Annotated in this window: 23 protein-coding genes; 15 read left to right on the forward strand and 8 right to left on the reverse strand. The window is 67.6% G+C overall.

Translation table 11 applies throughout. The features are described from left to right. The first annotated feature begins 29 nt into the window (after positions 1-29). The 4 genes from GAA2_RS07285 to GAA2_RS07300 all read left to right on the forward strand — a co-directional run bounded on the left by GAA2_RS07285 (position 30) and on the right by GAA2_RS07300 (position 6,486). Positions 30-575 carry a copper chaperone PCu(A)C gene (locus GAA2_RS07285; protein WP_024497811.1) on the forward strand — a complete coding sequence of 182 codons (546 nt, stop codon included), beginning with the start codon at positions 30-32 and terminating at the stop codon, positions 573-575. After that, positions 568-1,797: a Dyp-type peroxidase gene (locus GAA2_RS07290; protein ID WP_191834850.1), complete on the forward strand. Its 1,230-nt coding sequence runs from the start codon at positions 568-570 to the stop codon at positions 1,795-1,797. Before GAA2_RS07285 ends, GAA2_RS07290 begins: the two co-directional genes overlap by 8 nt. A gap of 47 nt (positions 1,798-1,844) precedes the next feature. Further along, positions 1,845-5,420, forward strand: a complete 3,576-nt coding sequence (mfd, locus tag GAA2_RS07295) for a transcription-repair coupling factor (protein WP_191834851.1) — start codon at positions 1,845-1,847, stop codon at positions 5,418-5,420. A 160-nt stretch (positions 5,421-5,580) separates the two neighbouring features. Beyond that, entirely contained in the window at positions 5,581-6,486 is a 906-nt protein-coding gene (locus GAA2_RS07300; RefSeq protein ID WP_006434323.1) for a MazG family protein, read from the forward strand. A gap of 8 nt (positions 6,487-6,494) precedes the next feature. On the opposite strand, the gene efeB is transcribed toward GAA2_RS07300, so the two are convergent. The 3 genes from efeB to efeU are packed head-to-tail and all read right to left on the reverse strand — an operon-like array spanning position 6,495 to position 9,984. After that, positions 6,495-7,820 (reverse strand): iron uptake transporter deferrochelatase/peroxidase subunit, encoded by a 1,326-nt coding sequence (gene efeB, locus GAA2_RS07305; RefSeq protein WP_006434324.1) that lies wholly within the window; start codon positions 7,818-7,820, stop codon positions 6,495-6,497. Next, positions 7,817-9,025 carry an iron uptake system protein EfeO gene (gene efeO, locus GAA2_RS07310; RefSeq protein ID WP_006434325.1) on the reverse strand — a complete coding sequence of 403 codons (1,209 nt, stop codon included), beginning with the start codon at positions 9,023-9,025 and terminating at the stop codon, positions 7,817-7,819. Before efeO ends, efeB begins: the two co-directional genes overlap by 4 nt. Further along, the gene (gene efeU, locus GAA2_RS07315) at positions 9,022-9,984 is read right to left on the reverse strand and encodes an iron uptake transporter permease EfeU (protein ID WP_024497807.1); all 963 of its coding nucleotides are present in this window, start codon (positions 9,982-9,984) and stop codon (positions 9,022-9,024) included. Before efeU ends, efeO begins: the two co-directional genes overlap by 4 nt. Before the next feature lie 242 nt (positions 9,985-10,226). Between efeU and GAA2_RS07320 the strand changes: the two genes are divergently transcribed. The 7 genes from GAA2_RS07320 (at position 10,227) to GAA2_RS07350 (ending at position 16,524) form a co-directional block, all read left to right on the forward strand. Beyond that, positions 10,227-11,588 (forward strand): sulfatase, encoded by a 1,362-nt coding sequence (locus tag GAA2_RS07320; RefSeq protein ID WP_096273634.1) that lies wholly within the window; start codon positions 10,227-10,229, stop codon positions 11,586-11,588. Positions 11,589-11,896: 308 nt separating this feature from the next. Continuing rightward, a complete protein-coding gene (locus tag GAA2_RS07325; protein WP_024497805.1) occupies positions 11,897-12,667 on the forward strand; it encodes a lytic transglycosylase domain-containing protein in 771 nt (256 codons plus the stop codon). Positions 12,668-12,837: 170 nt separating this feature from the next. Then, positions 12,838-14,121 carry a phosphopyruvate hydratase gene (eno, locus tag GAA2_RS07330; RefSeq protein WP_006434329.1) on the forward strand — a complete coding sequence of 428 codons (1,284 nt, stop codon included), beginning with the start codon at positions 12,838-12,840 and terminating at the stop codon, positions 14,119-14,121. Between the two features lie 12 nt (positions 14,122-14,133). After that, positions 14,134-14,826 carry a septum formation initiator family protein gene (locus tag GAA2_RS07335; protein ID WP_006434330.1) on the forward strand — a complete coding sequence of 231 codons (693 nt, stop codon included), beginning with the start codon at positions 14,134-14,136 and terminating at the stop codon, positions 14,824-14,826. 11 nt (positions 14,827-14,837) lie between these two features. Then, the gene (locus GAA2_RS07340) at positions 14,838-15,383 is read left to right on the forward strand and encodes a DUF501 domain-containing protein (protein WP_006434332.1); all 546 of its coding nucleotides are present in this window, start codon (positions 14,838-14,840) and stop codon (positions 15,381-15,383) included. Then, complete coding sequence (locus tag GAA2_RS07345; RefSeq protein ID WP_096273638.1) at positions 15,380-16,327, forward strand: Ppx/GppA phosphatase family protein; 948 nt, start codon at positions 15,380-15,382, stop codon at positions 16,325-16,327. The genes GAA2_RS07340 and GAA2_RS07345 overlap by 4 nt, the downstream gene beginning before the upstream one ends. A gap of 26 nt (positions 16,328-16,353) precedes the next feature. Continuing rightward, a complete protein-coding gene (locus GAA2_RS07350; RefSeq protein ID WP_182156268.1) occupies positions 16,354-16,524 on the forward strand; it encodes a hypothetical protein in 171 nt (56 codons plus the stop codon). 122 nt (positions 16,525-16,646) lie between these two features. Here GAA2_RS07350 and GAA2_RS07355 read toward each other — a convergent pair whose 3' ends face one another. The 4 genes from GAA2_RS07355 to GAA2_RS07370 all read right to left on the reverse strand — a co-directional run bounded on the left by GAA2_RS07355 (position 16,647) and on the right by GAA2_RS07370 (position 20,291). Further along, entirely contained in the window at positions 16,647-17,144 is a 498-nt protein-coding gene (locus GAA2_RS07355) for a DUF4395 domain-containing protein (protein WP_096273640.1), read from the reverse strand. A 106-nt stretch (positions 17,145-17,250) separates the two neighbouring features. Continuing rightward, positions 17,251-17,751 (reverse strand): hypothetical protein, encoded by a 501-nt coding sequence (locus GAA2_RS07360; RefSeq protein WP_096273642.1) that lies wholly within the window; start codon positions 17,749-17,751, stop codon positions 17,251-17,253. A gap of 127 nt (positions 17,752-17,878) precedes the next feature. After that, a complete protein-coding gene (locus GAA2_RS07365; protein ID WP_006434338.1) occupies positions 17,879-19,099 on the reverse strand; it encodes a fatty acid desaturase family protein in 1,221 nt (406 codons plus the stop codon). Between the two features lie 67 nt (positions 19,100-19,166). After that, positions 19,167-20,291 carry a ferredoxin reductase gene (locus GAA2_RS07370; protein ID WP_006434339.1) on the reverse strand — a complete coding sequence of 375 codons (1,125 nt, stop codon included), beginning with the start codon at positions 20,289-20,291 and terminating at the stop codon, positions 19,167-19,169. A 158-nt stretch (positions 20,292-20,449) separates the two neighbouring features. Between GAA2_RS07370 and GAA2_RS07375 the strand changes: the two genes are divergently transcribed. From GAA2_RS07375 to GAA2_RS07390, 4 genes are all read left to right on the forward strand, one after another. Continuing rightward, positions 20,450-21,109 (forward strand): TetR family transcriptional regulator, encoded by a 660-nt coding sequence (locus GAA2_RS07375; protein WP_096273644.1) that lies wholly within the window; start codon positions 20,450-20,452, stop codon positions 21,107-21,109. 266 nt (positions 21,110-21,375) lie between these two features. Then, positions 21,376-22,554 (forward strand): LLM class flavin-dependent oxidoreductase, encoded by a 1,179-nt coding sequence (locus GAA2_RS07380; RefSeq protein ID WP_096273646.1) that lies wholly within the window; start codon positions 21,376-21,378, stop codon positions 22,552-22,554. A gap of 44 nt (positions 22,555-22,598) precedes the next feature. Then, positions 22,599-23,711: a dimethylsulfone monooxygenase SfnG gene (sfnG, locus tag GAA2_RS07385; RefSeq protein WP_096273648.1), complete on the forward strand. Its 1,113-nt coding sequence runs from the start codon at positions 22,599-22,601 to the stop codon at positions 23,709-23,711. After that, on the forward strand, positions 23,708-24,952 hold the full coding sequence (locus GAA2_RS07390) for an SfnB family sulfur acquisition oxidoreductase (RefSeq protein ID WP_096273650.1): 1,245 nt from the start codon (positions 23,708-23,710) through the stop codon (positions 24,950-24,952). The genes sfnG and GAA2_RS07390 overlap by 4 nt, the downstream gene beginning before the upstream one ends. A 72-nt stretch (positions 24,953-25,024) precedes the next feature. On the opposite strand, the gene GAA2_RS07395 is transcribed toward GAA2_RS07390, so the two are convergent. Next, on the reverse strand, positions 25,025-26,224 hold the full coding sequence (locus GAA2_RS07395) for a TerD family protein (protein ID WP_096273653.1): 1,200 nt from the start codon (positions 26,222-26,224) through the stop codon (positions 25,025-25,027). Positions 26,225-26,274: the final 50 nt, after the last annotated feature.

Here is a 26,274-nt window from a genome sequence, read left to right on the forward strand (position 1 = left end):
ATCCGCGCACCACAAAAGGTGAAAAAATCATGTTCTCAACAACTTTCGTTCCCTCGTCCGTTCGTCGGCCGCTGGCGGTCCTGGCCATGGCGACGCTCCCGATCACCCTGCTCGCCGCATGTTCGTCGGACGACGACGCCACCACGCAGGCACAATCGGTGACCATCAGCGATCAATGGGTGAAGTCGGCCGACACCGGGATGACCGCGGCCTTCGGCACCGTCGCCAACACGTCCGGAACCGAGGTCACCCTCACCGGCGGTACCACCGAGGTGGCCGGGCGCGTCGAGGTGCACGAGATGGCGCCGTCCGATGGCGGCGGCATGGTGATGCGACCCATCGAGGGCGGTCTCGACATCGGCCCCGAACAGACGGTCGAGCTCAGGCCGGGCGGCAACCACATCATGCTGATGGACCTGCGGCAACCGATCAAGGCCGGCGACACCGTCACGCTGACACTGCGATTCGGCGACGGCTCGACGCGCGAGTTCGTGGCACGTGCCCGTGATTTCAACGGGGCACGAGAGGACTACGCACCGGGCCACGGCGCGCCCGCCGCCGGCACCGATGGCTGAGTCCGGGGGCGGCGGCCCCGCGCTGAGGCGCCGCACCCTGTTCGTGGGTGCGGCCGGACTCGCCGGGCTCGGCGTGGGTGTGAAGGCGGTCACCGCCCACGCCTCCGACGAGGCGCCGACCCATGGACGTGACGTGGTCGAGTTCTACGGGGACCACCAGGCCGGTGTGACGACGCCGCCACCCGCGCACGTGAACTATGTGGGCCTCGACCTCGTGTCGTCGGGCGGCGAACGCGACATGCAGGCGGCTCTCGCCGGCGTGCTGCAGGTGTGGACCGAGGACGCAGCCCGCCTCACCGCGGGTGATCCGGCTCTCGCCGACAGCGAACCGGACCTCGCCCGGCTGCCCGCCCGGCTCACCGTGACCGTGGGCCTGGGGCCCGGTGCGTTCACCGGCACGGGACTGGAAAATCGCCGGCCGCGCTGGCTGCATCCGTTGCCGCGATACGTCATCGACCGGCTCGACCAGCGACGCTGGGGGCAGACCGATGTGCTGCTCCAGATCTGCGCCGACGACCCGATCACGATCGCCCACGCGACCCGCGTGCTCACCGCGAATGTCGCGGGCCGTGTGCGTCTGAGATGGGTGCAGCGGGGTTTCCGCAACGCCCGCGGGACGCAGGACGAGTCCGTGACGATGAGGAATCTGATGGGTCAGGTCGACGGGACGGTCAATCTGGGACCGGCCGATCACGACAGTCTCGTCTGGGACGACGGTGCCGAGCAGCCCTGGTTCGCCGGCGGCACGTCGATGGTGCTCCGGCGGATCGCGATGAACCTCGACACGTGGCAGGAGCTCGATCCGCGGGACCAGGAACTCTCGGTCGGCCGCAGGATCGCCGACGGGGCGCCCCTGAGCGGCGGGACCGAACACGACGACCCGGACTTCGAGGCGGTCGTCGACGGACTCCCCGCCATCCCGGCGTCGTCGCATATCGCGCGGGCTCGCCGCCGCAGCGAGGTGGAGCGTTTCCTCCGGCGCGGATACAACTACGACGACCCGCCGGAACCCGATGGAACGGGCAACGTCCCGACCTCGAACAGCGGGCTGCTCTTCGCCTCCTATCAGCGTGACGTCGACGCGCAGTACGCGCCGGTCCAGGCGCGGCTGGCCGAACACGACGCGCTGAACCGGTGGACGACGCCCATCGGATCGGCGGTCTACGCCATCCTTCCCGGGGCACGTCGAGGGGAGGTGCTGGGGGCGGGCCTGGTCCGCTGATCCACCGGATGACCGGGCGCGGAGCGCGGCCCCATACAATCGGCGGAGTGTCGACGCTCCGTGCCCTGTCCGGTCTGGCCGCGCTCGCGTGTGCGGACAAGTCCTTCCGCGAGGTCCGCGAACGCCGTGGCGAACAGCGCCTCGACATCACCGCACCCGATGCGGCGCGGCCATTCCTCGTCTCGTGCCTGGCCGCCGACGCCGACGCCCCGCTTCTCGTCGTCTCCGCCAACGGTCGGGAGGCCGACGATCTGACCGCCGAGCTCGCGGAGATGCTCGACGACGCCGACGCGGTGGCCCAATTCCCGTCGTGGGAGACCCTCCCGCACGAGCGGCTGTCGCCCAGCGCGGACACCGTGGGTCAGCGACTCGCGGTGCTGCACCGTCTCGCCAATCCCGGCGACAGGCCGCTGCGGGTCGTGGTCACCACGGTCCGCTCACTCGTGCAGCCGATGGCGCCGGGCCTCGGAGACGTCGCCACGGTCACCCTGCGCGAGGGCATCGAGGTCGACTTCGACGGCTTGCTCGCCCAACTCGTCGAGATGGCCTACGAGCGTGTGGACATGGTCGGACGCCGCGGCGAGTTCGCGGTCCGCGGCGGCATCCTCGACGTCTTCCCGACGACCGCCGACCACCCGGTCCGCGTCGAGTTCTGGGGCGACGAGATCACCGAGATGCGGGCGTTCTCGGTCGCCGACCAGCGCAGCCAGCCGGAGGTCGAAGCGACCGAGGTGCGCATCCACCCGGGACGCGAACTGCTCCTCACCGAGAAGGTCCGCACGCGCGCAAGCGATCTCGCCGCGGAGAACCCGGACGACACCACGCTCTCCGAGATGCTCGGCAAACTGGCCGAGGGCATTCCGGTGGAGGGGATGGAGGCGCTGATCCCGGCGCTCGTCGACGGCGAGATGCAGCTGCTGACCGCGGTCGTCCCGGCCGGGACGCGTGTGCTCGTCCTCGATCCGGAGAAGGTCCGGACCCGCGCCGCCGATCTGTCCAAGACCGGTGCGGAGTTCCTCGAGGCGTCGTGGACGGCCGCGGCGATGGGTGCGAATGCACCCATCGACGGCCGCTCGGGTGTCGGCATCGACCTGGAGGCGAGCGCCTACCGTCCGCTCGACGACGTGCGCGCTGCGACGCTCGAGGCGGGCCGCCCCTGGTGGACCCTGTCGCCGTTGTCGACCGGGAGTGGGGACGAACTCGAGCTGGACCTGGTCCCCGGGCCCGCTCCACGCGGCGACGAACGCGAGATCGCAGCCACGTTCGCCCAGCTGCGAGCCCATGTGTCCGACGGCAAGACCGCCGCGATCGTCGTCGCCGGCAAGGGCACCGCCCAGCGCGTCGGCGAGCGACTGTCCGAGGCCGAGGTGCCGTACGTGATCGCCGAGCCGGGACATCGTCCCGAGCCGGGCGAGGTCGCGGTCTTCGGTGCGACGCTGCGCAACGGCATCGTCTGCGCCGACGCCGGTCTCGTCGTCGTCACCGAAGCGGACCTCACCGGTACCCGCGTGGCGAATGTCCGCGACGGGCGCAAACTCCCGGCCAAGCGTCGCAATCAGGTCGACCCGCTGGCCTTGACCGCCGGTGACCTCGTCGTGCACGACCAGCACGGCATCGGCAAGTTCGTCGAGATGATCGAACGCACCGTCTCGGGTGCGCGTCGCGAATACCTGGTCCTGGAGTATGCATCGAGCAAACGCGGCCAGCCCGCCGACCGGTTGTACGTGCCGATGGACGCCCTCGATCAGCTGTCCCGGTACGTCGGTGGCGAGCAGCCCTCGCTGTCCAAGCTCGGCGGGTCGGACTGGCAGAACACGAAGCGCAAGGCGCGCAAGGCCGTTCGCGAGATCGCCGGTGAGCTGGTACAGCTCTACGCCGCACGTCATGCTGCCCCGGGTCACGCCTTCGGGCCCGACACCCCGTGGCAGCAGGAGATGGAAGACGCCTTCGACTTCACCGAGACGATCGATCAGCTGACCGTCATCGCCGAGGTCAAGGCCGACATGGAACGTCCGGTCCCGATGGACCGCGTCGTCGTCGGCGACGTCGGCTACGGCAAGACCGAGATCGCCGTGCGTGCCGCGTTCAAGGCCGTCCAGGACGGCAAGCAGGTGGCCGTCCTGGTGCCGACGACCATTCTCGCGCAACAGCATCTGCAGACGTTCACCGAGCGGATGAGCGGATTCCCCGTGCGGGTGCGCGGGCTGTCGCGTTTCACCGACGCCAAGGAATCCCGCGAGATCACCGAGGCGATGGCCAAGGGCGAGGTCGACATCGTCATCGGTACGCATCGTCTCCTGCAGACCGGCATCACCTGGAAAGACCTCGGACTCGTGATCGTCGACGAGGAACAGCGATTCGGCGTCGAACACAAGGAACACATCAAGTCGCTGCGCACCCACGTCGACGTGCTGACCATGTCCGCGACACCGATTCCGCGAACGCTGGAGATGTCGATGGCCGGCATCCGCGAGATGTCGACGATCCTCACCCCGCCGGAGGAACGCCATCCGGTGCTCACCTACGTCGGCGCCTACGCGCCGAAGCAGGTCGCCGCCGCGATCCGTCGTGAGCTGCTGCGCGACGGTCAGGTGTTCTACGTCCACAATCGTGTCTCGACCATCGACAAGATGGCCAAGGACATCTCCAACATGGTCCCGGAGGCGAGAGTCGTCGTGGCACATGGCCAGATGGGGGAGGACCAGCTCGAGCGCACGGTGTCGGGGTTCTGGAACCGCGAATACGACGTGCTGGTCTGTACGACCATCATCGAGACCGGTCTCGACATCTCCAACGCCAACACGCTCATCGTCGACCGTGCCGAGAACCTCGGCCTCTCGCAGCTTCATCAGTTGCGCGGACGCGTCGGCCGAAGTCGTGAGCGCGGTTACGCCTATCTGCTCTACAGTCCCGATCGTCCGCTGACCGAGACCGCCTACGACCGGCTGGCGACGATCGCCCAGAACAACGAACTCGGCGCCGGGATGGCGGTGGCGCTCAAGGACCTCGAGCTGCGCGGTGCCGGAAACGTGCTCGGCGCAGAGCAATCGGGTCACGTCGCGGGTGTGGGCTTCGATCTGTACGTACGCCTGGTCGGTGAGGCCGTCGAGGCGTATCGCGCGGCCGCCGACGGCCAACCCGTGGAGACGCAGGAGACGGGCGAGGTGCGCATCGATCTGCCGGTGGATGCGCACATCCCGGTCGAGTACGTCGACTCCGACCGCCTGCGCCTGGAGGCGTATCGCAAACTCGCGTCGGCCGGCGACGACGCCGCGGTAGACGCGGTTCTCGTCGAACTCACCGACCGCTATGGTCCGCCACCGGTCGAGACCACCCGACTCGCGTCGATCGCACGTCTGCGTCTGCGCTGCCGCGAACGCGGGATCGCCGAGATCGGTCTGGCCGGACAGGGGGTCAAGATCTCGCCGCTGCCCCTGCTCGACAGCGAACAGGTGCGCCTGCGGCGGTTGTACTCGTCGGCGACATACCGGGCGACGACCTCGGTGGTCACGCTCCCGATCCCGCGGACCGGGGGAGTCGGCTCGGCACGTCTGCGCGACGACGAGCTGATCGAGTACCTCACCACGTTCCTGACGCAGCTGAAGCCGGAGCCGAGCGGCTGACCACTGAAAACCACCCCTGGAAAGCACCCGTCAGGGCGGTGTGAGTGACACTATGTCGTCGAAGTGCCTGCTCAGGGTGGTTTTCGGGGGCGGTTTCCAGGGGTGGTTTTCGGGGGACGGTCGAGAAGCAAGTCGGGGGTCGAGAAAGGACGTACGACGAATGACGGTGGTGCTGCTGGACCCGGCACGGCCCGACCTGATCCCCATCCGGGCGCGCGCCTGGCTCACGGGACCGGTCAAGGTCACCGAGGACGTGCCCGCCGTCCTCCTCTGGGAATTCGACCACGTCGAACCGGTTTTCGACGAGGTGCTCGGTGAGACCCCCGTCGACTCCGTGCTGGTGAGCACCGACGCCGATCACCCGCTCGTCCGCGCCCGCGCCGCCCGCGGTGAGCAGGTCATCGCCGCGGCGAAGGTGTCGGGGATGGCGCTGCTCGACTCGGTCGCCCTGATGGACACGTTGCGCCGCAACGGACCGTGGGAGAGCACCCAGACGCATCACTCACTGCGGCGCTACCTGCTCGAGGAGGTCTACGAACTGCTCGACGCCATCGAGACCGGCGACCAGATCGAGCTGAAGGAAGAACTCGGTGACCTGTTGCTGCAGGTGCTCTTCCATGCGCGCATCGCCGCCGACGATCCGGAGTCGCCGTTCGACATCGACGACGTCGCACGCAGTTTCACCGCCAAGGTGATGGGACGCACCCCCGGTGTGCTGTCGGGCGCCCACGCCGACCTCGAGACCCAGATCCGGGAATGGGAGGAACGCAAGGCCGCCGAGAAGCAGCGCGGTTCCGTCCTCGACGGGGTCGCCACCACACAACCGTCGCTCGCTCTGCTGCAGAAGATCCTCGAACGTCTCACCGCCGCGTCGTATCCGGTGGAGACGATCCCGGCCGAGACCTGGACGGTCACCGTCACCGCAGGCGACGACAGCGTCGAGGCGCAGGCCCGGGACAAGGCTCTGGCACTGATGGCGTCGGTGTACGCCGCCGAGGCACGGGCCAGGGAGCAGGGCGTCGTACTCGATTCACGCGAGGCGTGGCTGAGCGTGCTCGCGGGCTGAGCAGGACCTCACTCGAAAAGTCGCTGCCCCCACCACTCGCCGGGCTCGAGGCCCGGTGGGATCGCGAAGGTCGACGAGCCGTTGGGGATCAGGTACTCGGTCATCGCGTCCTGGCGGGACAGGATCTGCTGCATGGGGACGAACTGTTTGCCGGTGTCGCGGTTGAAGGCGATGAAGAACAGGCCGGCGTCGAGGTGGCCGAACCCGTCGGAGCCGTCGGTGAAGTTGTAGCCGCGGCGAAGAATCCGCACGCCACCGAGATTGTCCGGATGCGCCAGCCGCACATGGGAGTTCCGCGCGATGACCGGTGTGCCCCCGGAGGTGATCGCGAAGTCGGGGTCGTCGAACTCGCCGGACTTGCCCAACGGTGCACCGGACCGTTTGGTGCGGCCGACGATCTGCTCCTGCTCGAAGAGGTTGGCGCGGTCCCACGGTTCGATGTCCATGCGGATGCGGCGGGCGACGAGGTAGGTGCCGCCGGTCATCCACTGCGCCGCCGGTGGATTGTCCTCGGGACCGACCCACACCCAGCGGTCGAGGAGGTCGGTGTCCTCGGCGCGCAGGTTCGCCGTTCCGTCCTTGAATCCGAACAGGTTTCGGGGTGTGTCCTGGGACTGCGTCGTCGACGACGTCCGGCCGAACCCGAGCTGCGACCAGCGGACCGACATGACGCCCACCGCCATCCGCGCCAGGTTGCGGATCGCGTGGACCGCGACCTGCGGATCGTCGGCGCAGGCCTGCACGCAGATGTCGCCGTACGACCGTGCGGGTTCGATCTTCTCGGCCGCGAACATCGGCAGGTCGACGAGCGCCGGCGGTCGACGGTCGGCGAGCCCGAACCGATCGGGACGGTCGGGAGCCGACGCGCTGGGACCGAAGAGTCCGGGTCCGAAGCCGATCGTGAGGGTCAGGTGAGCGGCGCTCAGTCCCAACGCTTCTCCGGTGTCCTCCGGTGGCGTGTACTCGCCGAGTCCGGTGGCGCCGTCGGCGACGGTCTCCTCACCACGGGTCATGCGTTCGGCGGCCTCGGTCCAGCGGCGCAGCACGGACACGAGTTCGTCCCGGTTGTCGGTGACCACGTCGAAACTCGCGAAATGCAGACGATCCTGGGCGGCGGTGATGATGCCCGCCTGGCGCGGACCCCGGAACTCGACCACGTGATCGGCTGACGGTGCCGGGGTGGTGGCGCGCCCGACGGCCACCCCGCCCGCGGCGACGAGCAACCCGGCGCCGGTCCCGCCGAGGATCGCACGACGCGACAGACCGCGTCGTGTCGTGCGCCTCACGGGTTCGGTGGTCTGTGCGTCGTCGGGGCGGGGAGCCGGATCATTCATTGCTGCAACACGATTCCTGGTACCTGGGACAGGGTGGCCGACAGTGCGTCGATCTGATTCGACAGTTCTTTGCGCTGCTCCGGGGTGACCTCGGTGTACGACACGTAGCCGTCACCTTCACGGTAGGAGTTGACCGAGGTGCGAACCGTCGCGAACTGGGCGGTGATCTTGTCCATCAGCGCCGGGTTCTTGGCGGAGATGATCGGCTGCAGCGTCGCGATCGCGGTTTCCGAACCGTCGAGGTTGCCCGCGAAGTCCCAGAGATCGGTGTGGGAGTAGCGGTCCTCCTCGCCGTCGACCTTGGTGGCGGCGACCTCGTCGATCAGCGCCTGCGGGCCCTTCACGAACGAGAGTGTCTCGAACTCGAAGTCGGGTTTGCTGACCTCGTCGCGAAGCTTGGTGACGTTGGCGAGCAGACCGTCGGCGATCCCGGCGATGGCCTGCGGGTTGTCGGTCTCCTTGGCGTTCGCGGCATCCGACGGGGTGATCTGCCCGGGCGCATCGCCGATCTCGGCGGGCTGCGGCGGCCACAGGAAACGTTCGATGCGATGGAATCCGGTGAACGGCTGGGAGCCGTCCTCGGTGTCGTCCCACCGCATGTCGACGGCGGGGTCGAGGTCGGGGAAGGACTCGGCGACCGGCTCGATCCGTTCGTACGGCGTGCGGACGAGGCCGAATTGCGCTCGCGCAGCGTCGAGATCGCCCTTCTTGATGTTGTCGACGAACGTCGTCGTCTGGGCGTGCAGTGTGTTCAGCTGATTGCGGACGTATTCGAGGTACTGCGCCTTGGCGGCCGTCACGTCGGCCGGGACGCCGGATTTCTCCTTGCGCTCACCGCCGACCTCGAGCTCGGTACGGATGCCGGTACCGACCATGCCGGGCTTGCACGCGACGGTGTAGGTGCCGGGTTCGACGATCTCGACGGTCAGGTTCCCCGAGAGTCCGGGGCCGATGTTCTCGACCTCGCCGAGCACGCGGTTGTTGTTTCCGTAGACGTAGAACTCGGTGACCTTGTTGCCCGAGTTGGTGACCGTGAAGTCGATGTTCCCGGTCGTGGCCTCGTTCGAAGCCAGCTCGCAGGCGTCGGCGGTGGAGGTCACGGCGATCGCGCCCTCGGCGCTGCTCTTCTCGGTACAGCCGGTCAGCAAGATGGGGGTGAGCACCACCGCGGCCGCAGATGCGGCCACCACGGTTCTACGGTTCACTGAGGATTCCTTTCGGGGGTGGGCTCCGCAGGTGCGGGGCTCTCGTCGGGGGTTCGGGTCCTCTGGGCGACGGCCCGCCGGCCGGCTCGCTGGCGGCGGAAGAAGATCGCGGTCACCACGACCACGTAGACGATCCAGACGAGCACCTGCAGCACCGTCGGATCCGGCCGCACGTTGAAGATGCCGCCCAGGACGGTTCCGTACCACGAGGAGGCGTCGTACGTGCCGGAGACGTCGAACGCGATGTTGCCGAGACCGGGTAGCCAGCCCACCGTCTGCAGCGCGCGGATTCCGTAGGTGAGGATTCCGGCGGCGACGACGATCAGGAACAGACCCGTGTAGGTGAAGAACACCGAGAGGTTCATCCGGATGGCGCCGCGGTAGATCAGCACCGTCAGCACGATGGCGGCGAGGATCCCGACCACGAGTCCAAGCAGTGGCCACAACCCGCCGGACACACTCTCGGCATAGCCGACCATCAGCAGCGCGGTCTCGAAGCCCTCACGTCCGACGGCCAGGAACGCCAGACCCAGCACCGACGCACCGCCGGCGAGGAGCGCCTTCGACATCCCGCTCTTGAGGTCGGCGGAGATGTGGGACGAGGCCTCGCTCATCCACAGCACCATGAACGTCACGATTCCGACCGCCACCAGCGATGCGACGCCGGCGATGGTCTCGGCCGCGAGCGGCGTCATCGTCGACGTACCGAAGTGGATGACGAGGAACACCACGAGGGTCATGGCGATTGCCGCACCCACGCCCGCCCAGATCCACTTCAGGGCGTCCCGGCGGTCGGTCTTGACGACGAACGCGACCAGGACCATGACCACGATGCCGGTCTCGAGACCCTCGCGGAGACCGATGAGGGCGCTGCCGAACATCTGGGTGTAGATCGACGGGCCCCCGCCGGCAGCGAGGAAAGACGTGCCGCTGGAGGCAAGTGCCGATATGTAATCCACTCGGTGGTCCATCTCCTTGGCGCCCCGCGGCACCGTTTGTTCTGTAAGGCTAGCCATAGCGAGAGTAGACCCAGGGTCGGAGGGCGCATAGGGCACATCGCCCTACCCGGGCGTGCGTCGCCCGTCGCCGCGGAGTTCGGCGCACGATGAATTCAACTGCGGGGCCGCTGCGGTGGGCGGTATGTCGGTATTCGGCGTCGGTGCGACCCCGGCACCGCCGTCCATCTGCGTCATCATGGGGAATGGCCCGCGAGAACGTCATCCTGATCCACTGGCACGACCTCGGACGCCATCTGACGTGCTACGGCGCGGACGGCGTCTCGTCACCGGCCCTCGATCAGCTGGCCGCGCACGGCATCCGTTTCGCCGACGCCCATTCCACCGCGCCGCTGTGCTCCCCGGCTCGCGGATCGCTGTTCACCGGGCGATACCCCCACCGCAACGGGCTCGTCGGGCTCGCCCACCACGGGTTCGAGTACCACGCGGATGTGCGGACACTGCCGTCGCTGCTCGCCGACGCGGGGTACCGGTCGGTGCTGTTCGGGATGCAACACGAGAGCGCGGACCCGCAGCGCCTCGGCTTCGACTCGGTCGACGTCTCCGACTCCCGGTGCGACCACGTGGTCGAGCAGTCCCAGGACTGGCTCCGGCGCCACGCCGACGAGGATCGGCCCTTCTTCCTGACCGCCGGCTTCTTCGAGACCCATCGGCCGTACCCGGCGGACGAGTACGAGCCGTCCGACACCAGTGGCATCGCCGTCCCGGGATTCCTGCCCGACACCGATGACGTCCGCGAGGACCTCGCGGGTCTCCATGGCTCCATCACCAAGGCCGACGCCGCGGTCGGGCGCCTGCTCGACACCGTTGCCGAGCTGGGTCTGGATTCGTCGACGTGGATCGTGTTCATCACCGACCACGGCCTGGCGTTCCCGCGCGCGAAGTCGACGCTCTACGCGGCGGGGACCGGCGTCGCGCTCATCATGCGGCCACCGACGCAGCGCGGGATCGAACCGCAGGTCTACGACGACCTGTTCTCCGGAGTCGACCTGACGCCGACCCTGCTGGAGCTGCTCGGTGTCGAGATCCCCGACGAGGTGGACGGTGACTCTCACGCGTCGGCTCTCGTCGGGCCGCTCGGCGAGCCGGCCGCGGCCGTCCGCACCGAGGTGTTCACCGAGAAGACCTATCACGACGCCTTCGACCCGATCCGCGCCGTGCGCACCAAGGAGCACAGCTACATCGAGAACTTCGCGACCCGCCCGGCGCTGTTGTTGCCGCTCGACATCGCCGACAGCCTGTCCGCACGATCGCTGGATATCGAAGCGATACAACAGGACCGGCCGCGGGTCGAGTTGTACGACCTGCGTTCCGATCCCCATGAGCGCAACAATGTCGCCGAGGACCCGGCGTATGCCGAGGTGCGTGCGGCACTCGCCGCGACCCTCTCCGCGTGGCGCGCCGAGACCGGTGACGACCTGCCGGACGAGGCCACCGGCACGGCCATCGCCCAACGCTTCATGGGCGCTTTGAATGCGAAGGCGCCGCGGGTGGAGTCGCAGGAAGACGCGTTGCCGTCGCGTCGTCCCCGGGGGTCGCGCCGCTGAGCCGAGAGCCACCCCGTCTGGACACTCACTACAGTCGTTACGTGTCAAGGGTTTCGGGCCGGACGCTGCCGACCGAGGCTCAGCGGGAGTAGACCGCGCGCGGTGGACTGCGTGGTGCCCGCTATCCGTGGGGCGACGCGCGCCCCGGTCCGGACCGACCCGGGGAACCGAACGCAACCGCCGGCAGTTGTCTTTTGTGAGCCACGCGGTTGTGTGTTGTGTGCGGGACCACGCCGTCACATGTGCGATCGTGGTCGCTCGGGCGGGCATCGGCTCGCTCCAGACCTGAGACAGGAGTGGAACGGGGAATGCGTGTGGTGGGCCGGGGGCGGAATCGTCGCTCGTGGAGGAGTGGGCTCGTGGCGGGTGTCGTGGCGATCGCATCGTCGGTGCTGCTCTCCGCGTGCATCGACCTCCCGTCGCTGAACAGGCCGGACATCCCCGAGGGCATCCCGCCCGGCGCCGGGGTGCCGCAGCCCTACATCGACATCAACGCACCCGGCCGGACCGCCGACAAGATGCGCGAGTGGGCCGAGCCCATCTCGAAGTCGACCGGCATCCCGGTCGTGTCCCTGCAGGCCTACGGCAACGCCGCCGAGATCCAGCGCCAGCAGCACCCCGAATGCGGCCTCGCGTGGACGACCCTCGCCGGAATCGCAGGTGTCGAGAGCAAACACGGGCACTACCGTGGTTCCGATGTCGCCGCCAACGGCGACGTCAGCCCGCCGATCCGCGGGGTCAAGCTCGACGGCACCAAGGGCAATATGGAGATCCGTGACTCCGACGGCGGCGGTCTCGACGGCGACTCCACCCACGATCGCGCCATGGGGCCGTTCCAGTTCATCCCCGAGACGTGGAAGCGCTACGGCGTGGACGCCAGCGGGGACGGTGTGCCGGACCCGGACAACATCGACGACGCGGCCCTCTCCGCGGCCCGCTACCTGTGCGTCTCGTCGGGCAACGACATGACGGTCGCCGAAGGGTGGGAGAAGGCCATCCGCCGATACAACAACTCGATGGCATACGTCCTCGACGTACGCGATCACGCCAACGCCTACTCCATCAATGTTCGGTTCTGACCCCGTCGGTGTTCGATTCTGACTCCGTCGACGCCCGGCTGGTAACCGGGATCCGGACGGTTGCTGCCGTGGCCCGAGACCTTGTCTCGTGCACCGTGGGGGCAGCCACTACTCTTTGACCTACCGACCGGCATCACAGCCGGCACGTCCACCGAGATCGGAGTTCAGTCGTGGCAATCATCGAGCAGGTAGGTGCGCGCGAGATTCTCGATTCGCGGGGAAACCCGACGGTCGAGGTCGAGGTCGTCCTGGACGACGGCACCTTCACCCGCGCCGCCGTTCCCTCGGGCGCATCCACCGGGGAACACGAGGCCGTCGAGCTCCGTGACGGTGGCGAGCGGTACCTGGGCAAGGGTGTCACCAAGGCCGTCGAGGGCGTCCTCGGCGAGCTGGCCCCCGCGGTGATCGGCATCGAGGCCGAGGAACAGCGTCTCGTCGACCAGGCACTGCTGGATTGCGACGGAACCCCGGACAAGAGCCGCATCGGTGCCAACGCGCTGCTCGGCGTGTCGCTCGCGGTCGCCAAGGGCGCCGCCGAGTCGGCCGGTCTGCCCCTGTTCCGCTACATCGGCGGCCCCAACGCCCACATCCTGCCGGTCCCGATGATGAACATCATCAACGGCGGTGAGCATGCCGACAACGGCATCGACTTCCAGGAGTTCATGATCGCGCCGGTCGGCGCTCCCACCTTCAAGGAGGCCCTCCGCTGCGGCGCCGAGGTCTACCACGCGCTCAAGTCGGTGCTGAACAAGCAGGGCCTGAACACCGCGCTCGGTGACGAGGGCGGCTTCGCCCCCGACCTGCCGAACACCGAGGCCGCGATCGCCGTGATCGGTGAGGCCGTCGGCAAGGCCGGCTACAACTTCGGTCGCGACGTCGTCATCGCGCTCGACGCGGCGTCGACCGAGTTCTACTCGAACGGCGCCTACAAGCTCGAGGGCAAGGAGTTCGGCGCCGACGACATGGTCTCGTTCTACGAGAAGCTCATCAGCGACTACCCGATCGTGTCGATCGAGGACGGTCTGTCCGAGGACGACTGGGCCGGCTGGGCCAAGCTGACCGAGTCGATCGGCGACAAGGTGCAGCTGGTCGGTGACGACCTGTTCGTGACCAACCCCGAGCGCCTCGAAGAGGGCATCTCGAAGGGCATCGCCAACGCGTTGCTGGTCAAGGTCAACCAGATCGGCACGCTGACCGAGACCCTCGACGCCGTCGCTCTCGCGCACAACAACGGCTACAAGTCGATGATGAGCCACCGGTCGGGCGAGACCGAGGACACCACCATCGCCGACCTGGCCGTCGCCTGCAGCTGCGGCCAGATCAAGACCGGCGCGCCCGCTCGTTCCGAGCGCGTCGCCAAGTACAACCAGCTGCTGCGCATCGAAGAGGGTCTCGGCGATGCGGCACGCTACGCGGGCGACCTCGCCTTCCCGCGTTTCTCGTTTGGTTCGTGATTAGCTGTCTTCATGGCTTCTGATCGACGTCACCGCGGTGACGGGCGTCAGCGTGCGCGGGACCGGAGGGTCGACCCGCGCGTACGCGACGCCCGTCGCACGCGACGACACGATCGGTCCGGCCGGCCGGCCCGACCTGTATCACCGGTCTCGGTCGTCGAGACCGGTGAGCAGGAGCTGATCAGCGACGACGCGGCGGCCGAAGGCCAGGACAGCGCCGCCGACAGCCCGGCCCCGTCCGGGGAGCGAGTCACCACACGACCCCGCCCGAGCGCATCCCGCGGCCGGATGCGATCCGGACTGGGTGCTCGGCTCCGCCGGCTCGAGATGACCCCGGCGACGGTCGCAACGCTCGTCATCACCGTCGTCGTGGTCTGCGTCGTGGCCCTCACGCTGGCCATGCCGCTGCGCACCTACTTCAGTCAGCGTTCGGAGTTCCGGCAGCTCACCGCGTCGAACGAACAGCTGCGGCGCGAGGTCGCCGACTATCAGCAGAAGGTCAACGAGCAGAACGACCCCGCCTACATCGAGGCCCAGGCGCGGACGCGTCTGCAATTCGTCAAACCAGGAGAGATTCCGCTCGTGATGTTGTTCCCCGCCGACGAGGCCCGCCGCGAGGCCGCCGAACGAGCCGAGGAGCGCGCGCGTGCGCCCTGGTACGGCAACCTCTGGGACACCCTGTCGACTCCGCCCGCCGCGCAGTGAGGTCAGAGACCGTGAGCGTGTCCGAAGACGACCTCGCCACCGTCGCAGCCCAGCTGGGGCGTGAACCGCGCGGGGTCATCGAGATCAGCTATCGCACTCCCGACGGTCAGCCGGCGGTGGTCAAGACCGCGCCGCGGCTGCCCGACGGCACCCCGTTCCCGACGCTGTACTACCTGACCGATCCGCGGCTGACCGCCGAGGCGAGCCGGCAGGAATCGGCCGGGGTCATGAAGGGGATGACGGCCCGGTTGTCGTCGGACCCGGAACTCGCCGCCGCATACCGTCGCGCGCACGAGGACTACCTCGCCGAACGCGACGCCATCGAATCGCTCGGCACCGACTTCACCGGCGGCGGGATGCCGGATCGGGTGAAGTGCCTGCACGTGCTGATCGCCCACTCGCTCGCCAAGGGGCCGGGACTCAACCCGCTCGGCGACGAAGCGGTCGCCCTCGCGGCCGCCAATGGGTTGCGCGGCAGCGCGATTCCCGCCGACTGGCCGGAGACCTTGCCGACTGAGACCTTGCCGCCGACGGAGACCTCCGGAGACGACGCGTGACGATCGTCGGTGCCGTCGACTGCGGTACCAACTCGATCCGTCTGCTCATCGCACGGCCGGGGGAGGACGGGCGCCTCGTCGACCTGCATCGCGAAATGCGGATTGTGCGACTCGGTTACGGCGTGGACGCCACGGGACAGTTCGCGCCGGAATCGATCGAACGTACCCGGATCGCGCTCGCCGACTACGTCACGACGATGGAATCGCTGGGCGTCGAGAAGGTCCGGATGGTCGCGACGTCGGCGACCCGCGACGCGTCGAACCGCGACGAGTTCTTCGCGATGACCGCCGATCTGCTGGGATGTGTGTCCGACGGCGCGATCGCCGAGGTCATCTCGGGTGACGAGGAGGCACGGCTGTCGTTCCGCGGTGCCGTCGGCGAATTGGACCCGGCCAGTGGACCTTTCGTGGTCACCGATCTCGGCGGAGGTTCGACCGAGGTGGTGCTCGGCGACGCCGACGGTGTCCACGCCGCATACTCCGCGGACATCGGGTGCGTGCGCCTGACCGAACGGACTCTGCCGTCGGACCCGCCGACCGCCGACGAGATCGCCGCGGCCCAGGCGTTCGCCGCAGAGCGGTTGGCCGAGGCCTTCACGCGGGTGCCGGTGGAGTCGGCCCGCACGTGGGTCGGCGTTGCCGGGACGATGACGACGCTCGCCGTGCTCGGCGCCGGACTCACCGAATACGACTCCGAGAAGATCCACCTCTCCCGTATCTCGCTGCCCGACCTGGACCGCGTGTGCTGGGACCTCATCGGCATGACGCGCGCCGATCGTGCCGCGCTGGGGCCGATGCATCCCGGTCGCGTCGACGTCATCGGTGGGGGATCGCTGGTCACGCTGGAACTGGCCCGGGTGCTGTCCGAACGCGCGGGTATCGCCGAACTCGTCGTCAGCGAACACGACATCCTCGACGGGATCGCGCTGGGCATTCTGGACTGAGCGGCCGGCCCGATAAGATGTGACGCATGGCATACAACCTGCACTGCCCCTGTGGCGAGTCCATCACCGCACTCGAGGACGACTTCGTCCCCAAGGTCCAGGCCCATCTGGCGGCCGAACATCCCGGCCGGGACTACAGCGAGACCGAGATCATGATGATGGCGATGACCGTGCCCGACCGCGCGGTGAAGGACTAACCCTTCGAGACGCCCTCCGCAAGCTCCGGGCTCCTCAGGGAGCGGATGTAAACCCACCCCTTTTCGGCAGAATCACCACCTCGCGGGGTGGTGATTCTGCCGAAAAGAGGGGGGTTTGCGTGTCAGACGGCTGCGGGGTTCCGCAGCGAGATGTTGTTGCACGCCTCGCAGACCGACTCGGGGATGATGCCTTCACGCTGCAGGAAACCGAAGATGGTGCAACCGAGGCAGAATCCGAAGACCGATTCGAGTGTCGCGGCGGCGATCAGGATGCCGGTGGCGAGCTGTGCGGCCAGGCCGAAACCGAACAGGCTGAGCACGAACGCGACACCGCTGACCACCAGGCCGATGGCCTGGGCGAAACGCTTCGGCGGACCCGGGACGAGCTTCTCCTTGCGGACGATCTTCGGGACGATGAACTTCACCGAGAGCTGACCGAAAGGGGAGAGCGTCGGACCCGACGCCACGCGCAGCGCGAAGCCGAGGGCCAGAAGGCCGTAGACGATCGGTTCGTTGACCGCGACCGCGATGATCGCGAGGACGACAACCAGGCCGGCGGTGGTCCGGGCCGCATAGTCGTTCACGGGGTTGGGAAAGGTGAGAACCTCACGCACCGACATCGACAGAAACCTCCATGAACTAGGAAAACCAGGACCAAGTTACGGGTGAGCCCGCGCTTTGGCAAAGGTTGTATTCACCCAGATCGCAACAGAGGTGAGTTCTGTCTCACAAATGATCGGTGTCAGGTGCGATGCGGGGTTCCTCGGCCGCGATCTCCCGCGGGTCGGCTACGTCGGGTTCGTCCTGATCTGTGACACCACCGTCGTTGGCGAGTTCGGCCTCACGGGAGATCTCGCCCTCCTGGTCGATTCCGGTCTGCTCGCCGACGTCGATGCGGTCGGGAACCTCGTCCATGTCCACTCCTGTCACTTTGCGTGCCTGCTCGGATTCGGAGAAGGGCGCCGACATGTCGGCGTCTTTGATCGCCTCGGCGTAGGCGAACTCGGCGTCGATGATCTCCCAATCGCCGCCTCGGGCCCGCTCGTCGGCCTTTGCCTTACGTGCGGCCTCACGCATCTCGAACCCGTCGGTGACGATCTCCCCGATCTCGCGGGTGACACCGGCTACGGCGCCGGTGATGATCGTCGCGATCCGGCCGACGTGCGTGGCCGTCGACTCGATCAGTTCCTGGAACAGGTCCTTGTTGCGTTCGATGCTGTCGACCATCTCTAACCCCCTGGGTGCTGAAGGGTGTGTGTCCCCGCGTGTGAGTGTCCGCGCACGGCCGTACGTGCGGCTGGTCCCGAGGGTACCCTCGGGACCAGCTGATCAAACGATTCCTAAAATGCGCTGGTCAGGCAGCAGAAACGGGCTTCTCGCGCTCGACGATGACGGTCAGATCGTCGTCGTCGCGGGTCATCCAGTTGGGCAGCGACAGCTTTGCGATCTTCTTCCAGGTCGACGCCAGCTGGTGACTGAGCGAGCCGGTGTTGTACGGCAATCCGTAGCGCTCGCAGATCTCTTGGACCTCGGCGGACATCGACGGGTAGCGGCTCGCGGGGATGTCCGGGAACAGGTGGTGTTCGATCTGGTGGGACAGGTTGCCGCTCATGATGTGGAACAGGGGGCTGCCGGTGATGTTGGCCGAGCCGAGCATCTGCCGCAGGTACCACTGTCCGCGGGTCTCGTTCTGGCATTCCTCCGAGGTGAAAGTCTGTGCCCCGGTGGGGAAGTGGCCGCAGAAGATGATCGAGTACGTCCAGACGTTGCGCACCAGGTTGGCGGCGGCGTTGCCGACGAGCGTCGGAACGAACAGCGGGCCGGTCAGCGCCGGGAAGACGACGTAGTCCTTGAGGACCTGCCGGCCTGCCTTGCGCCACATGCCTTTCACCAGGCCCTTGATGTCACTCCACTTGCGCTTGCCCTGGATCACGTTCTCCGCCTCCAGGTCATGGAGCATGACGCCCCACTCGAAGAGGAGCATGAGGGCGGTCGCATAGCCGAGGTTGCCCAGGTAGTAGGGATTCCACTTCTGGTCACGCGCCATCCGCAGGATGCCGTAACCGATGTCGCGGTCCTCGCCGATGATGTTGGTGAACGTGTGGTGCAGGTAGTTGTGGCTGTGCTTCCACTGGTCGGCCGGACACACGGTGTCCCACTCGAATTCGCGGGAGTTGTAGGTGTCCTCACGCATCCAGTCGTACTGGCCGTGCATCACGTTGTGGCCGATCTCCATGTTGTCGAGGATCTTCGACACCGAGAGTGCGCCGACGGCGGCGACCCACGCCGGAGGGAAGAACCCGAGGTACATCAGTGCGCGACCACCGATCTCGAATCCTCGCTGGGCGCGGATGACGGAGTACAGGTAGTCGCGGTCCTTCTGGCCGAGATCGGCGACGATGCGGGAGCGCAGTTCGTCGAGGTCGCGTCCCAGGGCCTCGACCTGCTCGTAGGACAGGACGACGGTGTTGGGGTCTGCGGGTGTGTTGTTGTCCGAGGTCTTCTCGGCGGCGCGCAGGGCCGGCAGGTTCTCGGTGGGCGCCTTGCGGGCGGCCTTTTCGATGTCGATGGTCATGGTGTGCCTCCTGCTGGGTAGGAGAGGGAATGGGTGGTGGTCAGCGGGATAGGGTGATCGTCGACCGTCAGAGTTCGATGTCGACGGAGCCGACCGGGGCGTTGATGCACAGTTGGATCTGTGTGTCGGACTCGGTGTCGGTCTCGCCGGTCAGCACGTTGCGGGTGCACCCCGATTTCTTGACGGCGGTGCACGAGAAGCAGATCCCCATGCGGCAACCGGACTCCGGGGTGAGCCCGGCGGCCTCGGCCTGGTCGAGGATCGGGCGACCGTCGTTGGTCGCCGTGGTGCCCGACCGGGAGAACGTGAGTTCGCCCTCGACCGAATCCGGGTCGACGACTGTCGTCGGGGTCAGAGTGAACGCCTCGCTGTGCAGTGGCTGCGAGATGCCGAGCGCGGCATGTACCTCGGCGACGGCATCCATCAGGGCCCGCGGTCCGCAGACGAAGACGTCGGCGTCGGCCAGACCGGGGACGTCGTCGAGGTGAGCGGCGGTGAAGTGACCGTCGCGATCGTCACGGGTGTGGTGTACCCGTAGGTCGATGTTGGGATGTGCGGACGCCAGCGCGACGAGTTCGTCGCGGTACGCGACCTCCGAGGCGGTGCGAGCGTAATGCACGAAAGTGATCGGTCCGGCGTACCCTCGGGCCACCAGCGTCCTCAACATTGAGAGCACAGGTGTAACGCCGCTGCCGCCGCTGATGAAGACGGCCGAGGTGGGGTCGGTCTCCGGTAGTACGAAGTCGCCGTCGGCCTGGGACAGTCCGACGACGTCACCCGGCCGGGCGTGTGCGCCCAGATGCTTGGAGACGAGGCCGTCGTCGTTGGCGGTGATGGTGAGTTCGATGTCGCCGTCGGGACCGGTGGCGGCATTCGCCGGAGAGAAGCACCTGGTGTGCCGAACGCCGTCGATGACGACGCTGAGCTGCACGAACTGTCCGGCACGGTGTCCTTGCCATTGGCGGGTCGGACGGATGGTGAGACGCACCGTGCGGGGCGTCGGGTGCTCGGCCCGCACGATCTCGCCGCGCAGGTCGCGCCAGGTGAGCATGGGGTCGAGCAGTTCGAGATAGCGGTCGACCGGATGCGGGGACAGTGCCGCCTCGACGATCGATCCGACCAGGCGGTTCCAGCGGCCGGGGCTGCCGGCGGCGGTGCCCCGGGTCGGGGTATGGGGTGTGCGAATGCTCATGAAAGGGCTCCGTTCGCATGATTCGGTGTACATGTGTACACAAACGAGTGTGACACGTGGCCGCCCGGGAGCGTCAAGCGGAAATCCCTGTGACGGCCGTCACTGTCGATGGGAGGTCGCGGTCCGGGCGGCGCGCGCCGGCGAATACACTCGACTCTGTGACACGCACGCGGAGTTCGAGCCAGCGCGATGCGCAGACGCGTGCGGACAAGAAGAACCAGACGCGCCAGGCGCTCCTCGACACGACGAGGTCCCTGGTCGGTGAGCGCAGCTTCGGCAGCATCAGCCTGCGCGAGGTCGCCCGCGGTGCGGGGATCGTGCCCACGGCCTTCTACCGGCACTTCGCCTCGATGGAGGACCTCGGGGTCACCGTCGTCGAGGATTCGATGCGGGTTCTGCGTCGCGCACTCCGAGAGGGTCGGCGCGATCTCGCGGCTCGCGAGGCGATGCCGACCGCGAAGAACTCCCTCGACATCCTGTTGCGTCACGTTCGCGAGAACGAGTCGCAGTTCCGATTCCTCATTCGCGAGCAGCACGGCGGTATCGCGGAGATCCGCCGCGCCATCGACACCGAGCTCCGGCTCTTCTCCAAAGAGCTGACCATCGACCTCGCCCGGATTCCGGACCTCGCGCCCTGGCAACCCGAAGACCTCGAGATCGCCGCCGAACTCATCGTCACGATCATGCTGACCGCGGTCGCCGACCTGCTCGACGGCGAGTACCGCGGTCGCGGCGTCGAGAAGGAGATCGTCGAGCGCACCGAACGCCAGTTGGTGATGGTGTTTCTCGGCATGGGGCAGTGGCGTCCGTCTGAGTAGGGCGTCCCTCTGAGTAGGGCGTGACCGGCCCGGTGACGCGCATGCGACCGTCGTCCTGCCCGTGACCTGCGTGAACGCAGTCGTTACCGAACACTGCGGACCGTTGTCCACTTGGCGTCACAGAGATTTCAACTGTGGCCTGGTGTCTCGCCGGTGTTCGACACTTGTCGCCGACATGTGTTTCGCGGTGCGGGTCCCTCGGTCCGCGCTGCCGATCGCACCTGCCGCTCCACCCCTTCTGCTCCACGACGAAAGGTGCCTCCGCGGTGTCTCTGCATTTCCACTGGTTCCTGCCCACCTACGGTGACTCCCGCAACCTGATCGCGGGCGGGCACGGCAGCCAGATGAACGGGGACCGGCCGGCCGACCTTCGATACCTCAAGCAGCTCGCGGCCGCGGCCGAAATCAACGGCTTCGAAGCGGTACTGACCCCGGCGGGACTGTGGTGTGAGGACGCGTGGCTGACCACTGCGGCACTCATCGACGCGACGGAGAGCCTGAAGTTCCTGATCGCCTTCCGTCCCGGACTCATCTCCCCGCTGCTCGCCGCCCAGATGTCGGCGACCTTCCAGTGGCATTCCGAAGGCCGTCTCCTGATCAACGTCGTCACCGGTGGCGAGTCCAGTGAGCAGCGCGCCTTCGGCGATTTCCTGGCCAAGAACGCGCGCTATGAGCGCTGCGCGGAGTACCTGGAGATCATCCGCCGCCTGTGGACCGACGAGGAGCCCGTCGACTTCGTCGGCAAGCACCTGCGTGTCGAGAACGCGCTGCTCGGCCGTCGCCCGACCCCGACCCCGCCGGTCTTCTTCGGCGGCTCGTCGCCGGCCGCGGGTGACGTGGCAGCCAGATATGCCGACACCTACCTGACCTGGGGCGAGCGGCCGGAAGCCGTCTCCGAGAAGATCGCTTGGATCAACGGACTCGCCGCTGCGCAGGGCCGGACGCTCGATCACGGCATCCGCTTCCACGTCATCGCCCGGGAGACCTCCGAGCAGGCCTGGGCCGAGGCGGAACGCCTTCTCGACAATCTCGATCCCGCTCAGGTCGCCGCCGCTCAGCGGAACCTCGCGCAGTCGGAGTCGGAAGGTCAGCGTCGTATGTCCGAACTGCATGGTCGCGGAGCAGCTTTCGAGGGTTCGACCGACCCGCGTTCGCTGGAGATCCACCCGGGCGTCTGGTCCGGCGTCGGCCTGGTGCGCGGCGGTGCCGGCACCGCGCTCGTCGGTTCCTACGACGAGGTCGCGGAGCTGATCGGCGAGTACGCGTCCCTCGGACTCGACCACTTCATCCTGTCCGGATACCCGCACCTCGAGGAGGCCTACCACTTCGGTGAAGGCGTCCGACCCGCGCTGGCTCGACGCGGTCTGCTCGACGCGGCCGACGCCCGTCCGAGCGAAGAGGTCCGTACCGCGTTCCTGCCGCGCCTGCAGGCCGCATCGTCCTGATCGATCCACGTTCCACCTGAGAATCCACCTGCGGAGGTAACACCATGTCCACCGAATCCATCGCGGACCAGATCAAGTTCGCCTATTGGGTGCCGAACGTCAGTGGCGGTCTGGTCACCAGCACCATCGAACAGCGCACGAGCTGGGACTACGACTACAACATCAAGCTCGCCCGGACCGCGGAGAACAACGGCTTCGAGTACGCCCTCTCGCAGGTCCGTTACGAGGCGAGCTACGGCGCCGAATACCAGCACGAGTCGACCAGTTTCAGCCTCGCCCTGCTGCTCGCGACGCAGCGGCTGAAGGTGATCGCCGCCGTGCATCCGGGCCTGTGGCATCCGGCGGTCCTCGCCAAGCTCGGCGCCACCGCCGACCACCTGTCCAAGGGCCGTTTCGCGATCAACGTGGTCAGCGGCTGGTTCAAGGACGAGTTCACCCACCTCGGTGAGCCGTGGCTCGAACACGACGAGCGCTATCGCCGCAGCGGCGAGTTCCTCGAGGTCATCCGCAAGATCTGGACCGAGGACAACGTCGACTACCGCGGCGACTTCTACCGAATCCACGACTTCACGCTGAAGCCGAAGCCGCTCAACACCCCCGAGCGTCCGAACCCGGAGCTCTTCCAGGGCGGCAACTCCACCGCGGCCCGCAGCAACGGCGGCCGCTTCGCGGACTGGTACTTCTCCAACGGCAAGGACTTCGACGGCGTCACCGAGCAGCTCGACGACCTGCGCGCCGTCGCGCAGGCCCACAACCGTTCGGTGAAGTTCGGCCTCAACGGCTTCATCATCGCCCGCGACACCGAGAAGGAAGCCCGCGACACCCTGCGCGAGATCGTCGAGAAGGCGAATCGTCCTGCGGTGGAAGGTTTCCGGGATGCCGTACAGCAGGCCGGCAACTCGACCGGTGACAAGAAGGGCATGTGGGCGGACTCGAAGTTCGAGGACCTCGTCCAGTACAACGACGGCTTCAAGACGCAGCTGATCGGTACCCCGGAGCAGATCGCCGAGCGCATCGTCGCCTACAAGCGTCTCGGCGTCGACCTCATTCTCGGCGGCTTCCTGCATTTCCAGGAGGAGATCGAGTACTTCGGCGAGAAGGTGCTCCCGCTCGTGCGCGAACTCGAGGCATCGCTGACCCCCGCAGCAGTTCTGTGACGGCTGTAAGTCAGGCCCGACCCGAATCGGCGAGCCGGATCCAATCGACGGCCAAAGCTCTCTCCGTCGCAAGGGAACTCGCTGCGACGTTCGCGGCCGGTGCAGGCGAGCGCGATCGCGACCGCCGCCTGCCGTTCGCCGAGATCGATCGCCTGTCGGCGTCGGGTCTTCTCGCGTTGACGGTGCCCGCACGGTTCGGTGGGCTCGACGTGTCGCCGAGTGTGCTGGCCGAGGTCGTCTCGATACTTGCCGCCGCCGATCCCAGCATTGCGCAGATCCCGCACAGTCATTTCGTCTACCTCAACCTGGTGCGCCTCTCCGCGGGAGATGCGTTGGCCGAGCGCATCTTCACCGATGTCCTGGCCGGTGGCCGGGTGGCCAACGCGCAGTCGGAGCGCGGCGGCAAGACCATCGCGGACATCTCGACCCGTCTGACCCCGATCGACGGCGACGGTGGGCGGTTCGTCCTCGAGGGTGAGAAGTTCTACTGCACGGGTTCGCTGTTCGCGCACACGCTCGCCGTCCTGGCGAAGCTCGATGTGGCGGCCGGCGACCTCGCACCAGGTGAATATGTGGCCTTCATCCCCGCGAATGCGCCCGGTGTGGAGATCATCGACGACTGGGATGCCGTGGGGCAGCGGACCACCGGTTCGGGAACCGTCCGATTCTCGGGTGTCGGAGTGACCGCGGCCGACCTCGTGGCGCGCGCGTCGGCGACGTCGGCACCCACCGCGTACGGCGCGTACGCGCAGTTGCTCCACGTCGCGATCGATGTGGGCATCGCTCGGGGTGCGCTGACCGCGGCGGTCGAGTTCGTGCGGACCAAGGCCCGTCCGTGGTTCGAGGCGGGTGTCGACCGGGCGGTCGACGATCCGCTGGTGGTCCAGCGTTTCGGTGAACTCGAGGTCGACGTCGCAACTGCCGAGGCGATGCTCGTCGCCGCGGGTCGCAGGGTCGACGAGGCCGTCGACGGCTCGGCAGGCGCGCCGCGTGAACTCGTCGCCGAGGCGTCGATCGCGGTGGCGCGTGCCAAGGCCGTGGCCGACCGGGTCGCGGCGCCGGTCGCGTCGGCGCTCTTCGAGGTGAGCGGAACCCGCAGTGCCGCGGCCGGGACCGGGCTCGATCGCTACTGGCGTGACGCCCGGACGCACACTCTGCACGACCCGGTCCGGTGGAAGTACCAGCACATCGGGCGCTGGCTGCTCCGTGGGGAGGATCCGCCGCTGCACGGCGTGATCTGAATTCGCCTGTAGCAGAATCGCGTTGCGTTTGATCCCGGCTCCCGGGATCAAGCGCAACGCGATTCTGCTCTTCTACAGGTATTTGCCCACGTGTGAGAGCGCCTTCTTCGGGGTCTTGGCGTCGAATCCCTCGCCGATCGCCCGTAGCTTCCATTCATCGCCGTCGCGGCCGATGACCGCCATCGCGACGGCGGTGAACGGCATGCCGCCCTTGAGGGTGTAGCGGGCGAGTTCGGCTGACGTCGTCTCGTCGACGAGACGGCAGTAGGCGTTCTCGATCTTCTCGAAGGTGTGGCCGCGGTAGGACGTGACGATGAACATCAGTGCGTCGATGCGGGCCGGAACCGACTGCAGCGCAACGCGGATGACCTCGTCGTCGCCCTCGCCCTCGCCGGTCAGGTTGTCGCCCGAGTGCAGGACCGAACGGTCCTTGCTGTTGAGGTGGCCGTAGTACACGGTCTCGACGCACTGGCCGCCGGAGAACATCAGCACCGACGCGTCGAGGTCGATCGACCCGCCGCGGCCGAATCCTCCGCGTACCGGGTCCCAGCCGAGGCCCATGCGGATGTTGGTGAGCTTGACGCCACCCTCCTTGCGCAGCGTGACCTTCTGGCCCTTGGTGAGGCTGACCGGACGATCCTTGCTCAGGCTGATCTCCGGTGCCCGAGGTGGAGCGGGTGGCGGCGTGGGAGCAGGCGGGGGAGTCGAAGCAGGTGGGGGAGCGGCGGGCGGCGAATAGGTCGGCGTGGTCTGCACGGGTGCGGGAGTCGGCTCCTCGTCGACGCTGACACCGTGGTCACGGACGAGATCGGCGAACCCGCCGGCATATCCCTGCCCGACGGCGCGCACCTTCCAGTCGAGGTTGCGCCGGTAGACCTCGAGGGCGATGACGACGGATTCCGTCGTGAGGCCGGTGACGGTGAAGTCGTAGAGTTCGCGTCCGCCGCCGTCGGTCACCCGCGCGATCGGCGGCGCGAACCGGCCGAACGTGGAGCTCGTGTCGTCGAGGGTGATGACGGCACGGACGGCGTCGATGTCCGCGGGGATCTCGTTGGTCGAGATGTGCAGTCGCGCCGGACCGTTGGGCGCCTGCTGCAGCGAAACACCCGGACCGGTGGGCTGGTTGTAGAAGACGAAGTCGTTGTCGCTGCGCACGACGCCGCGGTCGGTCACCAGCAGTGCCGACACGTCGGCGGCGGTCGCGAGTTCGACGGAGACGACGATCTGGGAGGTCGACAGCGGGCCGTTCTGGCCTTTGGTCAGCGAGGGCATGGTGCACAGGGTAGTCATCGGTCGCCGTCGGCGTCCGAATGCGATCGTCC

It is taken from the genome of Gordonia ajococcus (genome assembly GCF_012974285.1).
Taxonomy (GTDB): domain Bacteria; phylum Actinomycetota; class Actinomycetes; order Mycobacteriales; family Mycobacteriaceae; genus Gordonia; species Gordonia amicalis.

Coding starts and splice junctions, on each gene's coding strand:
- GAA2_RS07285 (WP_024497811.1), top strand. CDS start 30: ATGTTCTCAACAACTTTCGTTCCCTCGTCCGTTCGTCGGCCGCTGGCG.
- GAA2_RS07290 (WP_191834850.1), top strand. CDS start 568: ATGGCTGAGTCCGGGGGCGGCGGCCCCGCGCTGAGGCGCCGCACCCTG.
- GAA2_RS07300 (WP_006434323.1), top strand. CDS start 5,581: ATGACGGTGGTGCTGCTGGACCCGGCACGGCCCGACCTGATCCCCATC.
- efeB (WP_006434324.1), bottom strand. CDS start 7,820: ATGAATGATCCGGCTCCCCGCCCCGACGACGCACAGACCACCGAACCC.
- GAA2_RS07320 (WP_096273634.1), top strand. CDS start 10,227: ATGGCCCGCGAGAACGTCATCCTGATCCACTGGCACGACCTCGGACGC.
- GAA2_RS07325 (WP_024497805.1), top strand. CDS start 11,897: ATGCGTGTGGTGGGCCGGGGGCGGAATCGTCGCTCGTGGAGGAGTGGG.
- GAA2_RS07335 (WP_006434330.1), top strand. CDS start 14,134: ATGGCTTCTGATCGACGTCACCGCGGTGACGGGCGTCAGCGTGCGCGG.
- GAA2_RS07350 (WP_182156268.1), top strand. CDS start 16,354: ATGGCATACAACCTGCACTGCCCCTGTGGCGAGTCCATCACCGCACTC.
- GAA2_RS07355 (WP_096273640.1), bottom strand. CDS start 17,144: ATGTCGGTGCGTGAGGTTCTCACCTTTCCCAACCCCGTGAACGACTAT.
- GAA2_RS07360 (WP_096273642.1), bottom strand. CDS start 17,751: ATGGTCGACAGCATCGAACGCAACAAGGACCTGTTCCAGGAACTGATC.
- GAA2_RS07365 (WP_006434338.1), bottom strand. CDS start 19,099: ATGACCATCGACATCGAAAAGGCCGCCCGCAAGGCGCCCACCGAGAAC.
- GAA2_RS07370 (WP_006434339.1), bottom strand. CDS start 20,291: ATGAGCATTCGCACACCCCATACCCCGACCCGGGGCACCGCCGCCGGC.
- sfnG (WP_096273648.1), top strand. CDS start 22,599: ATGTCCACCGAATCCATCGCGGACCAGATCAAGTTCGCCTATTGGGTG.
- GAA2_RS07395 (WP_096273653.1), bottom strand. CDS start 26,224: ATGCCCTCGCTGACCAAAGGCCAGAACGGCCCGCTGTCGACCTCCCAG.